This window comes from Oscillibacter acetigenes (assembly GCF_025567605.1).
Classification (GTDB): Bacteria; Bacillota; Clostridia; order Oscillospirales; family Oscillospiraceae; genus Oscillibacter; species Oscillibacter welbionis.
In genome coordinates this window covers 740,114-754,685 of the sequence record NZ_JAOQKG010000001.1, presented here as the reverse complement: position 1 = coordinate 754,685, position 14,572 = coordinate 740,114, and the positions used below count along the sequence as shown (strand labels likewise).

The window sequence follows — 14,572 nt, the reverse complement described above, 5'->3', positions numbered from 1 at the left end:
GCGGAGGTGCGCGCGATGCTCATGCATCGCGCGCACCTCCGCGCTTGCCGCAGCACCGCAGTGCTGCGAATCTCTTTTTGTGACCTCTCGAACTGTGGAAATCTCACGTATTTTGATATTGCGTTTTACAGGCCGCTTTTGAGGTGACGGGCACCATTTGAGCACCACAGCAAGGAAATCCCGAATATCTCATTCACTGGCCGGGCACCACAAACCTCGGCACCATGGGCACCATTTTGCTGCTGACGATGGGAATTGAGAAATCTTCGGGAAAAATAGAAGTCCTTGAAGCATTGTGCTTCAAGGACTTCCTGGCGGAGTGGGTGGGATTCGAACCCACGTGCCCTTGCGGACAACTTGATTTCGAGTCAAGCTCGTTGCGACCACTTCGATACCACTCCGTGTAGAAATATGCAGTTTTTATGAATGGATCACATGATTTCGAGTCAGCCCCGTTATGACCACTTCGATACCGCTGCATATCTAGTTGTGAGAACGCAAATCAGGATAACTGTGAGCATTTTGTTAGCGTTTTTCCGAAGCGCCGCTCACACCCGCGCCCGGAAGCCCTTGGGAGACATAGCCTTTTGGCTGTTAGCACGTCCCGCCGACGTAGCGATTTCAAGTCAAGCTCGTTGTGACCACTTCGATGCCACTCTGTACAGTTCCGTCCTGCGAGACGGGAAGCGGTTTTATTATGGCATATTTTCGGGAAAGTTTCAAGGAAAACCTTTTAACTTTTCGTTCGTTTCTCTTCGCCCCGCTTTTAACCACCGGGCGGAACTCTGGACGTGCTGCCCGGATAGAATGGGCCTGAGACATTTGACAGGAGGGATCGCCTTGCGTCCAACAGTGTTTCTCTGGGGCCTGCCGGGCCAGTACATCAATTACGAGCGTGCGCTGGAGATAGCAGGTGGACGGCCCCTGGCCTCTCCGGATCTGCGGGATGCGGTGCGGTGTGCCGCCCTGTTGTTGCCCGGCGGCGGCGATATGGAGCCCCGGCGCTACGGCCAGGCAAACACCGCCAGCCGGGGGCTGGAGCCAGAGCGGGACGCGGGAGAGCTGTTCCTGCTGGAGCAGTTCATTATGGAGAAAAAGCCTGTTCTGGGAATTTGCCGGGGACTGCAGGTGCTGAACGTGTTTTTCGGAGGCACACTGATCCAGGACCTGCCCGGCCACAGCCAGGCGGCGGGTCGGGACCGGCTCCACCGGGTACGGACAGCCCCCTCTCCCCTGCAGGACCTTTTCGGAGAGACCTTGGTGGTGAACAGCGCCCATCATCAGGCGGCAGACCGGCTGGGGCAGGGACTGCGGGCGGTCCAATGGGCCATAGACGGCACGGTGGAGGCGGTCATCCACCAGTCCCTGCCGGTGTGGGGTGTCCAGTGGCACCCGGAGCGGCTGGCCGGCCCCTTATCCCTGTCCGGAGCCGCAGATGGAGGGTGCCTTTTCACCGCCTGGCTGGCGCTGGCTGGTGGCACAGGACAATCTTAGAAAAAAATTGCGGGTTTCCGCTTGACAGATGGGCTTGTCCATGGTAATATATCTAAGCTGACGATTTCCACGGAGGGCAGACGCAGGTGTAGCACAATGGTCAGGGCACCAGCCTTCCAAGCTGGGGATGCGAGTTCGATTCTCGTCACCTGCTCCAATCAAATTCGCGCCAGTAGCTCAGCTGGATAGAGCAACTGCCTTCTAAGCAGTAGGCCAGGGGTTCGAGTCCCTTCTGGCGTACCAACTCCTTCCGGGGCGGTCGGTCAGCACGCATCCTGTTTAGGATCTCGATATGTGGTGGGTGTAGCTCAGTTGGTTAGAGCACCGGATTGTGGTTCCGGGTGTCGTGGGTTCGAGTCCCATCTCCCACCCCACAAAAGAGGGGATCGGGGTCACCCCGGTCCCCTGTTTTCCTTTCCATTGGGGCGTCGCCAAGTGGTAAGGCAAGGGACTTTGACTCCCTCATCCGCTGGTTCGAGTCCAGCCGTCCCAGCCAAGACTTTCCAGCCCGCCCGCATTGGACGGCCGAAATAGAATACCATGTGATCCGTTAGCTCAGCAGGCAGAGCAACTGCCTTTTAAGCAGTGGGTCCGGGGTTCGAATCCCCGACGGGTCACCAAAAAGAAAGACACGACTTTCGTCGTGTCTTTCTTTTTGGGTTTCGCAGGCCATTGGCCCGCGAAACCCTTCGGCGATTCAAATGCTCGGCGGAAATGAATTCTGCCTCCGCCAAGGTTCCGCCTGCGGCAAAACGCTTGTACTGCGCAAACGCACCGTCCTGCTGTGCGGAGCTCCAATGTCCGCATCTCTTCTGTCAACACAAGCTGTAAAAACCTCCTGAAGGGCTAATGCTTCAGGAGGTTTTTACAGCCGGAAAATACCAGGGATTGTTCGTAACGGGTTACCAGCAAGGGATATATCAAATTTCGCTTCGATTGCCCTGTAAGATTTGGAGTCGCTGTGAAGTCTCCGCCAGCAATTTCAATGCCGATGCTTCCAGCACCGCCTGACTGGCCGCCTGCATGATCGGGCAGATCTGTCCCCCCAAGAACTCTCTGTTGGCTTCGCACGGAAGCGATTCATTCGCCCGTGCCGGGGCAGCCGCTGTGGTGCTCCGCCCGCTCCCGTCCCAGGCTGCTTACAGGGTCATCTCCTCTCCCGGCTGAAGGACTTTGGCGGCAAATCCCGCCTCTTTGCAGGCGGCGGCGAATGCCTCCGGATCCTGGGTGATGGCCTGGAAGGTGTTGTAGTGCATGGGGACCGTCAGTCGGGGCCGGATCAGCTTCACTGCCCGGAGGGCATCCGCCGGGCCCATGGTGTAGAAATCTCCGATGGGCAGCAGCGCCACGTCGATGTCCTCGTCTGCCAGCAGGGTCATATCGGTCATCAGGGCCGTGTCTCCGGCGTGATAGATCTTCCTGCCCCCCATCTCAAAAAGGAAGCCGCAGGCAGGACAGCCCGCCGCACCGCCGCCGTGGAGGGCCTGGAAAAACTTGGCGCAGCCAAAGGACAGGCGGACCGTGCCGCCCAGATTTCCGGCGACGCATGCCACCCCCGCAGGGACAAACACCGCATCCGCCAGATCCGCTGTGCAGCAGACCGGCGCACCGGTACGTCTGGCGATGGCGGCTGCATCCCCTACGTGGTCCCCATGGCCGTGGGTGACAAAAATCACGTCCGGGTCCACCTTCTCTGCCCATTCAGGACGGCCAGCCCCGGTGAGGAAGGGGTCCGTCAGGACTTTGTGGACGCCGTCATCCAGCAGAAAGCAGGCATGGCCCAGAAATTGCAGCTTCATATATGCAGCACTCCTTTTTCCAAGATGGGACGGACAGCTGTCAGAGCCTCCGTCGGTCGGTTCTCTTGATGGGATGATATCATATCCGGTGGGCAAAGTAAATTCCAGCCTCCACGAAAAAAGCGGCGCCGGGCTTTTTCGGGCCCGACGCCGTCCGCATATTCCATCTTTCTTACAGCCGGGCCAGGATGGCATCGCCCATGGCAGCGCAGCCCACCTTCTCACATCCGGGCCGCCAGATGTCGGCGGTGCGGATGCCGTCGTTCAGCACTTGATTCACCGCAGCTTCGATGCAGTCTGCCTCCGCCGCCATATCGAAGCTGTACCGCAGCATCATGGCCGCGGACAGGATGCAGGCGATGGGGTTGATGATATCCTGTCCGGCGATGTCCGGGGCAGAGCCGTGGATGGGCTCGTACAGCCCCCGGGTGCCGTCCCCCAGGCTGGAGGAGGGCACCATGCCGATGCTGCCGGTGATCTCGCTGGCCTCGTCGGACAGGATGTCGCCGAACATGTTCTCCGTGACAATCACGTCGAACTGGGCGGGATCCTTGCAGATCTGCATGGCGCAGTTGTCCACGAACATCTCCCGGTATTCCACGTCCGGGTACTCCGCCGCCAGGCGGTGCATCACCTCCCGCCACAGGCGGCTGGTGTCCAGCACATTGGCCTTGTCCACGCAGGTGAGCTTTTTCTGGCGCTTGCGGGCGGTCTCAAAGCCGATGCGGCCGATCCGCTCGATCTCGTGCTCGGAATAGGGCATGGTGTCCACGGCAACCTTCTCGCCGTTTTCCTCGTAGGTCCTGTGCTCCCCGAAGTAGACGCCGCCGATCAGCTCGCGCACCACAATAAAGTCAATGCCTTTTTCCACGATGGCGGGCTTCAGGGGCGAGGCGTCCGCCAACTGGGGCCAGATTTTGGCAGGGCGGTTGTTGGAGTAAAGCCCCATGCCGGCCCGGAGCCGCAGGAGGCCCTTTTCCGCCCGCTTGTCACCGGGCAGGCCCTCCCACTTGGGGCCGCCGATGGCCCCCAGCAGCACGCTGTCGCTTTGCAGGCACTTGTCCAGTTCCGACTGGGGCAGGGGATCCCCGTAGGCGTCGATGGCCTCGCCGCCCATCAGGACTTTTGTATAAGTAAAGGTGTGGCCGAATTTCTCAGCCACCGCGTCCAGCACCCGCAGGGCCTGGGTGACGATCTCCGGGCTGGCGCAGTCGCCGTAGATCACCGCGATATTCTTCTCCATACTGCCGCCTCCTTACCGCGCCTGGATGCTGGCCATCAGGCCGCCGGAGCGAATGATCTTCTGGATGAAGGGCGGGAAGGGCTCCGCCTGGAAGGTCTCGCCTGTGGTCTCGTCGGTGATGACGCCGGTGTCAAAGTTCACAGACACCGTGTCTCCCTCCCGGATGGCAGTGCTGGCTGACGGGCACTCCAGGATGGGCAGACCGATGTTGATGGCATTGCGGTAGAAAATCCGGGCAAAGCTGGCGGCGATGACGCAGGCGATGCCGGCGGTCTTGATGGCCAGGGGCGCGTGCTCCCGGCTGGAGCCGCAGCCGAAGTTCTCGCCCCCCACCATGATGTCGCCCGCCTGCACCCGGGTGATGAAGGTCTTGTCAATGTCCTCCATGCAGTGGTCCGCCAGCTCCCGGGCATTCTGGGTGTTCAGGTAGCGGGCGGGGATGATGACGTCGGTGTCGATGTTGTCACCGTATTTGAATACAGAACCTCTTGCTTCCATGGTGTTCAAACCTCCCTGGGATCGGTGATGTGGCCCGTCAGGGCGCTGGCCGCCGCCGTGGCGGGGCTGGCCAGATAAATCTCGCTGTTCACGTGGCCCATGCGGCCCACAAAGTTGCGGTTGGTGGTGGAGACGCACCGCTCCCCTTCCGCCAGAATGCCCATGTAGCCGCCGAGACACGGCCCGCAGGTGGGGGTGGAGACAATGCACCCGGCGTCGACAAAGGCGGTGGTGTAGCCCCGCTCGATGCAGGTCCTGTACACCTCCATGGTGGCGGGAATGATGATGCCCCGGACGCCGTCGGCGATGTGGCGGCCCTTCAAAATGTTGTAAGCGGCCTCCATGTCCTCGATCCGGCCGTTGGTGCAGGAGCCGATGACCACCTGATCGATTTTGATGTCCCCGCCCTCGGCGGCCGGGTGGGTGTTCTCCGGCAGGTGGGGCCAGCTGACGGTGGGCACCAGGGTGTCCAGGTCAATGGTGATGGTCCGCTCGTACTCTGCGTCCGGATCTGCCTCGTATTTCTTCCATTCCCGCCGGCTGCGGCCCTTCAGGTACGCCTCGCAGGTCTCGTCCACCGGGAAGATGCCGTTCTTGGCACCGGCCTCGATAGCCATGTTGCAGATGCACAGCCGGTCCTCCATAGTCAGGCTCTGCACGCCGGGGCCGATGAACTCCAGGCTCTTGTAGAGGGCGCCGGAGACGCCGATGAGTCCGATCAGGTGCAAGATCACGTCCTTGCCGGACACAGGCCGCCGCAGACTGCCGGTCAGCTCCACGCGGATGGCGGCGGGCACCTTGAACCACGCCTTGCCGGTGGCCATGCCGGCGGCCATATCCGTGGAGCCCACGCCGGTGGAGAAGGCCCCCACCGCGCCGTAGGTGCAGGTGTGGCTGTCGGCGCCGATGATGCAGTCTCCGGCGGTGACGATGCCCTGCTCCGGCAGGAGGGCGTGCTCCACGCCCATCTTGCCCACGTCGAAGAAGTTGACGATGCCGTGTCTGCAGGCGAACTCCCGGCACTGCTTGGACTGCTGGGCGCTCTTGATGTCCTTGTTGGGGACGAAGTGATCCAGAACGATGTTCACCCGGGTCTTGTCGAAAACATCGCAAAAGCCCGCCTTTTCAAACTCGTTGATGGCCACCGGAGTGGTGATGTCGTTGCCCAGGACAATATCAAGGTTCGCCTCGATCAGCTGTCCCGCCTTGACGTGCTCCTGGCCGCAGTGGGCAGCCAGGATTTTCTGTGTCATAGTCATTCCCATGGGTATTGTGCCTCCGTTCTCTGTGATGAAGTCCAGGGGTCTCCCCCGCTGTTTACCGGTTATTGATGGCACTGACCAGCGCCCGGACGCCTGCCACGATGATGTCCGTGTGGGTGCCGCAGCCCCAGGTCTCTCTGCCATCTGGCCACTTCAGCCCTACGTAGCTGCAGGCCCGGCTGTCGGTGTCAGGGTCCAGTGCGTGCTCGCTGTAATGGATCAATGTGAAGTCCATGCCCGCTGCCTGCTCGATGGCATTGGCCACCGCGTCCAGGCGGCCGTTTCCGGCGGCGCCGCACTGGATCATCCGGCTGCCGCGGCGCAGAGTCAGGTTGGCGGAGATGGACCCGTCCTGGTTCTGTGTGTAGTGGGCGGCAGTGACATTCAGCGGGGCCGCGTTGTTGACGTAGTTGTCCTCAAACACCTCCAGCACCTCCTGGACGGAGAGTTCCCGGTGGTCGTGGTCGCTGACCTCCTTGACCCGGTAGCCCAGCTGCTCCCGCATGTGGGGCGGCGGGTTATAGCCGTAGTTCTGCTGCAGCAGGAAGCCGATGCCGCCCTTGCCGCTCTGGCTGTTGATGCGGATGACGTCCGCGTCGTAGGTGCGGCTGATGTCGTGGGGGTCGATGGGGATATAGGGGCAGTCCCACCGGTGCTGGTGGTGCTCCTTCCGGTAGGTCATGCCCTTGGCGATGGCGTCCTGGTGGCTGCCGGAGAAGGCGGCGAACACCAGGCTGCCGGCGTAGGGGCTGCGCTCATAGACGTGCATCCGTGTCACCCGCTCGTATACCTCGCAGATAGCGGGCATATCGGAGAAGTCCAGCTTCGGGTCCACTCCGTGGCTGTACATGTTCATGGCCAGGGTGATGGCGTCCACGTTGCCCGTGCGCTCCCCGTTGCCGAAGAGGCAGCACTCCACCCGCTGGGCACCGGCCAGTACCGCCAGCTCCGCGTCCGCCACGCCGCAGCCCCGGTCGTTGTGGGGATGGGTGGAGAGAACCACGGCATCCCGGTACTTCAGATGCTTGGAGCACCATTCGATCTGGTTGGCGTAGATGTGGGGCATGCTCATCTCCACCGTCACCGGCAGGTTGATAATCATGGGACGGTCCGGCGTGGGCTGCATCACGTCCAGCACTGCGTTGCAGACTTCCACGGCGTACTCCGGCTCTGTGCCGGTGAAGCTCTCCGGGCTGTACTCAAAGAGGAAATTGCCCTCGTACTCCCGGCTCAATTCCTTGATGAGCTTGGCACCGTCCACGGCGATTTGCTTGATCTCCTCCCTGGACTTGTGGAACACCTCCCGCCGCTGGGCCTCGCTGGTGGAGTTGTAGAAGTGGATGATGGCCCGGGGGGCGCCCTTCACCGCCTCAAAGGTCCGGCGGATGATGTGGTCCCGGCACTGGGTCAGCACCTGGATCGTCACGTCCTGGGGGATGCGGTCCTCGTCGATCAGCTTGCGGAGGAACTCATACTCCGTCTCCGACGCCGCCGGGAAGCCCACCTCGATCTCCTTGAAGCCGATCTTCAGCAGTATCTCGTAGAACTCCAGCTTCTCCTCCAGGCTCATAGGCACCACCAGACTCTGGTTGCCGTCCCGCAGGTCCACGCTGCACCAGGCGGGGGCAGTCTCGATATGGTCCTTCTGCATCCACTCGTACACGTGCCCCGGCTCCACCGGCGGGGGATAGTAGCCAATCTGATATTTCGTCGCGTCCATCATGTCAAAGTCCTCCTTCCAAGGTCTTGTCTTTGGAAGGAGGACAACAAAAAATCCCATCTCTCCAAAGACCATCAGTCTTTGAGAGACGGGAGCAAAAAATGCTGTACCCGCGGTACCACTCTCATTGCCGGGAGACCCGGCCACTCTGTACGATCGGCTCCTCCTGAGGGGGGCGAATCGCGTCTGCATGATAACGGACAGCGGCCGTCCGCACCTAAAGGCGACGCCTCTCAGCGCGGCTGCTCAAGGGCCAGTGACGCGGTCCCCTCCGTACCGCCTTGCACCGACCGGCGGCTCTCTGAAACAGGGCGTGGGATCGCCTTTTCCCCTTCATCGCATTTTGGAAGATGGGAAGAGTATAACAGCTCCGCCGAAGGACGTCAAGTGAGGAAATCTGCCCTCACAGCGGATTTGGTACGGTTTGACAGACATCTCTTGGCGAAACGCGCCGTCTCTTGTGAAAATCGCAAGAAAAATCAGGACGGCAGCCGCCGTCCTGAAGCGGCGGCCTCCCTCCGGAAGACCCCGCTGCGGAAACGGCCCGCTCCCCAGGAACCGGGAGACCGGGCCGGTTATATCCTGCATCCTGAAAAATGCCCAGAACCTCACAGCGCCGCACCTGTCCGCCAGATCTGTGTCTCCGTGGCCACTATGGGCACCCGGCGGTCATGGAGGCCCACTGGTACGCGGGGCTGCAGCAGGCGGTCGGGGCATACCAGAATGGCGGGCCCCTGATAGTACTCCAGGTAGCGGTCGTAATACCCGCCGCCGGGGGAGCAGGTCACGCCAAGGTACGAGAGGCGCAGATGCGCACCCGGGTGGAGGGCGTCAGGTCAACTATGCGGACCTGCAGACCGGGCGGGGTCCTATCACGATGGAGCCCCAGTTCCCCGTGATCCCGGGGCTGGACATCGTGGAAATCGCGGAGGCTGTCGGAAACTGCGCTACCGTGCTATATAATGAGGACAACTATGCCAAGCTGCCCGAGGACCTTCAGACGGTTCTGCGGGAGTGCATGGACCAGATCCGGGAAAAGAACAACGAGATCACGCGTGATGAGGATGCCTATTATATCGAGAAGATGAAAGCCGAAGTTCCCGGGCTAACCGTGACGGAATCCGATTATGGGTCTTTGCTGCTGTGGGCCGTGCGGTCCATGAGGAGCTGGTCGCCAGCGTCTCTGATGAAGCGCTCTGCGATGCAATCCAAGCCCTGGCCTGAGCAAGGAAGGTTCCCTCCCTGCAAGGGTCTCGTTTGGGAGACAAATGGGACCCTTGCAGAAAACACAGGGGCGCCCACTGAGGTAAAACTTATAAAAAAGTATATGCGCCATTTTCCTTGGCCATTGTGCACGCTCCTCTCCGCCGGTCTTATGAGAGATATCATACAGCCGGGAGGGAAATGCGACAATGCCCCGCCGGGCCGGGCGATTTTCAGCTTGTCTCTTTGCCGGTTGTGCGGTAAACTGGACGTATCGCGGCGCCGGACGGGGTGCAGCCGTGGATACCGGAGCGCGCCGGGGCGCCTCCGGCATCTGCATCCGGTGGAAGCGCCCGCATCTGCATGAAACGAGAGGAAGCAGACATGGACTATCTGGACTTGGAAGCCCCCGGCCTGACGGCGGGGAATGTGGAAAAAATCGCCGCGCTGTTTCCCGCCGCCGTCACGGAGACGCGAGGCGCGGACGGGAAGGTGAAAAAGGCCGTCAACTTCGAGGTCCTCAAGCAGCTGCTGGCCCCCGACGTGGCGGAGGGGGAGGATCGCTACGAATTCACCTGGGTCGGCAAACGGGCCGCCATGGCCGAGGCCGCCCGCCCCACCTCCAGAACCCTCCGCCCCGTGAAGGCGGACAGCCGGGATTGGGACACCACCCGGAACCTCTACATCGAGGGAGACAATCTGGAAGTGCTGAAAATCCTCCAGGAGAGTTATCTGGGCGCGGTGAAGGTGATCTACCTGGACCCGCCCTACAACACCGGCAGCGATTTCATCTATCCGGATTCCTTTGTGATGGACCGCGGCGCATATCACGGTGCCAGCGGATACCGGGACGCGGAGGGGAAGATCAACTTTCAGCGGAAAAACACGTTTTCGGACGGCAGGTATCACTCCGACTGGTGCTCCATGCTCTTTTCCAGACTGCTGCTGGCCCGCAGCCTGCTCTCCCCGGACGGCGTCATCCTGATCTCCATCGACGACCATGAGTCAGCGAACCTGAAGAAGATCTGCGACGAGGTGTTCGGCGAAAGCAACTACCTGAACCAGTTCGCGTGGGTCTCCAATATCACGGGCCGCCAGATATCCGGCAGAGGCGCGGCCAAAACCTGGGAGTCCGTCCTGGCCTACGCCAGGGACATCGACGCGTGCGGCAGCCTGTCCATTGACATCCGCTTCGCCAGGGAGAAGATGCCCGATGCGTACAAGGGCTTTCGCAGGGACGTTCGGACGGACCGGCTGGGCCCCTTTGCGGTCGGCGATCCCCTCTACAATCATAATCGCAAGTTCAACGAAGAGACCCGGCCGAACCTCGTGTTCTCCATCTTCTATCAGCCCCAGACCCAGGAGATCTCCACAGGCGCCATCGGGGAGAGGCGGCCCGGGTGGGTCGAGCTGCCGCCCCATGCAAATGGGGATGGCGTGCACAAGTACCATGCCTGGCGGTGGTCCCGGCAGAAGATTGCGGACGAGCCATATAATCTGATCGTGCTCCCCACAGCGTCCGGTAGGTATGAGATCCACACCAAGATCAGGGACTTCGGCAGGACGCTGCTCAAGGACGTCATTCCCGACATCCCCAACGGAGACGCGGAGCTGCGGAAGCTGTTCGGCGGCCGGAAATTGTTTGACTACCCAAAGTCCGTGGACCTGTTGAGGACCCTGATCGGCTCTGTTCCGGGGAAGGATTTCGTATGCCTGGACCTCTTCTCCGGCTCCGCCACCACCGCCCACGCGGTGATGCGCCTCAACACGGAGGACGGTGGCCACCGCAGCTTCATTATGGTGCAGCTGCCCGAGCCCTGCGGTGAGAAGAGCGAGGCCGCCCAGGCGGGCTTCCAGACCATCTGTGAGATCGGCAAAGCCCGCATCCGCCGTGCCGGGGATCAGATCCGGACCGAATTCCCCGGTGCCTGTCCGGACATCGGCTTCCGGGTCTTCCGGGTGGACGAGGGCTGCCGGAAGGAGGTCCTCTATCCCCCGGAGGAGATATCCCAGCCGCTGATCGGGCAGACGGTGTCCAATATCCGGGAGGACCGCACCGACCTGGATCTGCTCTATGCCTGCCTGCTGGACCTGGGCCTGGGCATCCACCTGCCCCACACCAGCCGGGTGGTCGGCGGCTGCACCGTCCACCGGGTGGACGGCGGCGTCCTGGCGGCCTGTTTCGACGCTGGCGTTCCGGACACGGTCATCCGGGACATAGCTGCTTCCCGCCCCCAGTGGGCTGTCTTCCGGGACAGCGCCTTCGCCTCGGACGCCGCCAAGATCAACGTGACGGAGATCTTCAAAAGCCTGTCCCCCGGCACCCGCGTCCAGGTACTCTGAGTGCAGACCGTCCGCCTGGTTCCATTCCGCAGAAACTTTCCCCGTCTTGCCCGGATGTGTCCCCAGCGCACCGGACATAAGGAGGTGACCTCATGAAGCTCCAATTCAAGCACCAGCCCTTTCAGGCGGAGGCGGCCGCAGCGGTCTGCGATGTGTTCCGCGGCCAGTCACTGTGCGCCCAGGCACACCGGCAGGGCCTGGGCGCCGCGGCCGACAGGCCGCTGTCCCTGGCAGGGACCGGCACCGGCCTGTGCAACCAACCCCTGGCTCCGGAGCTGACCGACGCCCGGATCCTGAAAAATCTGCACGCGGTCCAGCGGCGCGTCGGATTGCCTCTGTCCAAGGCCCTGGCCGGGCCGGGGATCAACCTGTCCGTGGAGATGGAGACCGGCACCGGCAAGACCTATACCTATGTGAAAACCATCTACGAGCTAAACGCCCGCTACGGCTGGAGCCGGTTCATCATCGTGGTTCCGTCGGTGGCCGTCCGGGAGGGCGTCTACCGTTCCCTGCAGACGACCCAGGAGCACTTCGCCGGGGAGTACGGCAGGCGGCTGCGGTTTTTCATCTACAACTCCGACCGCCTCGCCCAGGTGGACCGCTTCGCCTCCGACAGCGCCATTCAGGTCATGATTATCAACATGCAGGCGTTCAACTCGGGCAGGAACCAGCGGATCATCGACCAGCGGCCGGACAGCTTCCGGGGCCGCCGCCCCATCGACGTCATCGCGGCCACCCGGCCTATTCTCATCATTGACGAGCCCCAGAGCGTGGAGGGCCGCCAGACTCGGGAGAGCCTGCGCAAGTTCAACGCCCTGTTCACCCTGCGCTACTCCGCCACCCACCGGGAGGCGTACAACATGGTGTACCGTCTGGACGCCCTGGACGCCTATAACCGGCATCTGGTGAAACGGATCGCCGCCCTGGGGGTGACCTTCACATCCTCCCCCGCCGCTGGCGGCTTTGTCTATCTGGAGGGCGTGGACCTGAGCCGGGACAGGGCCCCCGCCGCCCGGATCGGTTTTGAGGTCAAAGGGGCGTCCGGCATTCGGACGGTGGTGAAACAGCTGCGCCGGAAGGCGGATCTGTTCGCGGCGTCCAACGGCCTGGCCGAATACGCCGACCGCTATGTGGTGGCAGAGATCGACGGTCGGGACAGCTCGGTGACCTTTCTCAACGGCCTGAAGCTATATGCCGGTCAGTTCAGCGGCGGCGAGGAGCGGACAGCTCTCCAGCGCCGGGTGCAGATTCGGGAGACCATCCGCACCCACCTCCGCCGGGAACGGGAGCTGTATTCCAGGGGAGTGAAAGTGCTGTCCCTCTTCTTCATCGACGAGGTGTCCAAATACCGCCTGTACGACGGGGACAGCGGCAGCGGCCGCAGCGGCGAGTACGCCAAAATGTTTGAGGAGGAGTACGTCGCCGTGGCGGAGGCGTTCCGGCGAGAGATCGACGACCCGGCGTACCGGGCCTATCTGGACGGCATCGATGCCCGCGAGACCCACCAGGGCTACTTCTCCGTAGACCGGCGGAAGGGCCGCCAGGCCCGCTTTGTGGAGGGAAAGATCGACCGCAAGAGCCGAACCTCCTTCGACGCGGACGCCTATGACCTGATCATGCGGGACAAGGAGCGGCTGCTCAGCCTGGATGAACCTGTGCGGTTCCTCTTCTCTCACTCCGCCCTCCGGGAGGGGTGGGACAACCCCAATGTGTTCCAGATCTGTATGCTGAAGCCCCAGACGGAGTCGGAGATCCGCAGCCGCCAGGAGATCGGCCGCGGTCTGCGCCTGTGTGTCAATCAGGAGGGCGAACGCATGGACGAAAGCGTCCTGGGCGGGGCGGTGCAGGAGCTGAACAAGCTGACGCTCATCACCGATATGGAGTTCGGCAGATTCGCGGAGGCCCTGCAGCAGGGGCTGGCGGCGTCCCTTGCCGGCCGCCCCCGGATGGTGGAGCCGGGCCTGTTTGCCGGCAGGCTCCTCACTGGCACCACCGGGGCACGGGTCCGGGTGACGCGGGAGCTGGCAGATGAGATCTGTGCCGCTCTCCGGAAACAGGGCTATGTGAAGGACCGCGTCCTCACCGGCAGCTTCTTTGCGGACCGGGACCGGGGTGCCGTCCGGCTGGGCGGAAGCCTTCAGGACCTCAGCGCCGCCGTGGCGCAAGTCCTCTCCGGCGTCTATACCCCCCGGGCCATCCCCGCGGAGAACGCCCACGGCGGCAACGTCACCGCCCGGGCGGACCCGGAGAAGCTGCAGACCGAGGCGTTCCGCTCCCTTTGGGCGCGGGTCGGCCCCAAGTCCTTCTACACCGTCTCCTTTGACACCCGGGAGCTGATCGGGAACGTCATCCAGGCTCTGGACGCGCATCTACAGGTGACCCCCGTCTCTGTCCGGACGGTGTATGGCGAGCAGGCGACGCAGCTGCAGTCCCGGGAACAGCTGCTTCAGGGCCGGGCCTTCCGCCGCAGGGAAAGCCGTGTGCAGGCCGCCGGTCCCCCGGCGCCGGGCGGTGTACGGTATGACCTAGTGGGCAGGCTGGTGGAGGAAACCGGCCTGACCCGTACCACTGCGGCAGCCATTCTCCAGGGCATAGCCCCTGAGACATTTGCCATGTTCCGCCTGAATCCGGAGGATTTCCTCCTCCAGGCCTCCAGGCTCATCAACCGGGAGAAGGCGGCCGCCGTCGTCCGGCACATCACATACCACCGGCTGGACGCGTCGTATGACGCCGCCCTCTTCACCAATGCCGTCCGCCGGGGCAGGCTGGGGTGCACCGCCGTGCCCGCCGCCCATTCGATCTCAGACTATGTGATCTGTGACACCGACAGGGAACGGGCCTTTGCCGAGGCGCTGGAGGCCAGCGAGGCGGTCAGATTATATGTCCGACTTCCCAAGTCCTTCTTCATTCCCACCCCGGTGGGGCGGTACACGCCCGACTGGGCCATCGCCCTCCGGGACCGCGCAGGGGATCCCGTCTATTTCGTGGCAGAGACCAGCGGCAGGGCCCC

At 62.5% G+C, this 14,572-nt stretch carries 10 protein-coding genes, 6 tRNA genes and 1 other annotated feature; of the genes, 9 read left to right on the top strand and 7 right to left on the bottom strand.

All coding sequences use genetic code 11. The features are described from left to right. Positions 1 to 312 precede the first annotated feature (312 nt). A tRNA-Ser gene (locus OCV80_RS03795) sits at positions 313 to 401 on the bottom strand. 439 nt (positions 402 to 840) lie between these two features. Here OCV80_RS03795 and OCV80_RS03790 point away from each other — a divergent pair. The 6 genes from OCV80_RS03790 to OCV80_RS03765 all read left to right on the top strand — a co-directional run bounded on the left by OCV80_RS03790 (position 841) and on the right by OCV80_RS03765 (position 2,114). Continuing rightward, a complete protein-coding gene (locus OCV80_RS03790; protein WP_158629690.1) occupies positions 841 to 1,494 on the top strand; it encodes a gamma-glutamyl-gamma-aminobutyrate hydrolase family protein in 654 nt (217 codons plus the stop codon). A gap of 82 nt (positions 1,495 to 1,576) precedes the next feature. Further along, a tRNA-Gly gene (locus tag OCV80_RS03785) sits at positions 1,577 to 1,651 on the top strand. A gap of 9 nt (positions 1,652 to 1,660) precedes the next feature. After that, positions 1,661 to 1,737, top strand: a tRNA-Arg gene (locus OCV80_RS03780). Positions 1,738 to 1,791: 54 nt separating this feature from the next. Further along, positions 1,792 to 1,868 (top strand) — tRNA-His (locus OCV80_RS03775). Positions 1,869 to 1,915: 47 nt separating this feature from the next. Beyond that, positions 1,916 to 1,990: transfer RNA gene (locus OCV80_RS03770), tRNA-Gln, on the top strand. Positions 1,991 to 2,038: 48 nt separating this feature from the next. Then, positions 2,039 to 2,114, top strand: a tRNA-Lys gene (locus tag OCV80_RS03765). A 519-nt stretch (positions 2,115 to 2,633) separates the two neighbouring features. On the opposite strand, the gene OCV80_RS03760 is transcribed toward OCV80_RS03765, so the two are convergent. The 6 genes from OCV80_RS03760 to OCV80_RS03735 all read right to left on the bottom strand — a co-directional run bounded on the left by OCV80_RS03760 (position 2,634) and on the right by OCV80_RS03735 (position 8,804). Beyond that, positions 2,634 to 3,293, bottom strand: a complete 660-nt coding sequence (locus OCV80_RS03760) for a metal-dependent hydrolase (protein ID WP_021747632.1) — start codon at positions 3,291 to 3,293, stop codon at positions 2,634 to 2,636. A 172-nt stretch (positions 3,294 to 3,465) separates the two neighbouring features. Beyond that, entirely contained in the window at positions 3,466 to 4,536 is a 1,071-nt protein-coding gene (gene leuB / locus OCV80_RS03755; protein ID WP_119311428.1) for a 3-isopropylmalate dehydrogenase, read from the bottom strand. 12 nt (positions 4,537 to 4,548) lie between these two features. Continuing rightward, complete coding sequence (leuD, locus tag OCV80_RS03750) at positions 4,549 to 5,034, bottom strand: 3-isopropylmalate dehydratase small subunit (RefSeq protein ID WP_021747635.1); 486 nt, start codon at positions 5,032 to 5,034, stop codon at positions 4,549 to 4,551. Positions 5,035 to 5,039: 5 nt separating this feature from the next. Then, positions 5,040 to 6,299, bottom strand: a complete 1,260-nt coding sequence (gene leuC, locus OCV80_RS03745; protein ID WP_021747636.1) for a 3-isopropylmalate dehydratase large subunit — start codon at positions 6,297 to 6,299, stop codon at positions 5,040 to 5,042. A 52-nt stretch (positions 6,300 to 6,351) separates the two neighbouring features. After that, positions 6,352 to 8,019, bottom strand: a complete 1,668-nt coding sequence (locus tag OCV80_RS03740) for a 2-isopropylmalate synthase (RefSeq protein ID WP_119311430.1) — start codon at positions 8,017 to 8,019, stop codon at positions 6,352 to 6,354. 78 nt (positions 8,020 to 8,097) lie between these two features. Beyond that, positions 8,098 to 8,362: a binding site (T-box leader), on the bottom strand. Between the two features lie 262 nt (positions 8,363 to 8,624). Continuing rightward, the gene (locus OCV80_RS03735) at positions 8,625 to 8,804 is read right to left on the bottom strand and encodes a 5-formyltetrahydrofolate cyclo-ligase family protein (RefSeq protein WP_158629691.1); all 180 of its coding nucleotides are present in this window, start codon (positions 8,802 to 8,804) and stop codon (positions 8,625 to 8,627) included. A gap of 89 nt (positions 8,805 to 8,893) precedes the next feature. Here OCV80_RS03735 and OCV80_RS16530 point away from each other — a divergent pair, with 89 nt between their 5' ends. The 3 genes from OCV80_RS16530 to OCV80_RS03725 form a co-directional block, all read left to right on the top strand. Then, positions 8,894 to 9,586 carry a hypothetical protein gene (locus OCV80_RS16530; RefSeq protein ID WP_119311433.1) on the top strand — a complete coding sequence of 231 codons (693 nt, stop codon included), beginning with the start codon at positions 8,894 to 8,896 and terminating at the stop codon, positions 9,584 to 9,586. A gap of 17 nt (positions 9,587 to 9,603) precedes the next feature. Then, positions 9,604 to 11,562 (top strand): site-specific DNA-methyltransferase, encoded by a 1,959-nt coding sequence (locus tag OCV80_RS03730; protein WP_267288222.1) that lies wholly within the window; start codon positions 9,604 to 9,606, stop codon positions 11,560 to 11,562. A gap of 92 nt (positions 11,563 to 11,654) precedes the next feature. After that, positions 11,655 to 14,572 (top strand): restriction endonuclease (locus tag OCV80_RS03725; RefSeq protein ID WP_267288221.1); only part of this gene is annotated, 2,918 nt, incomplete at its 3' end.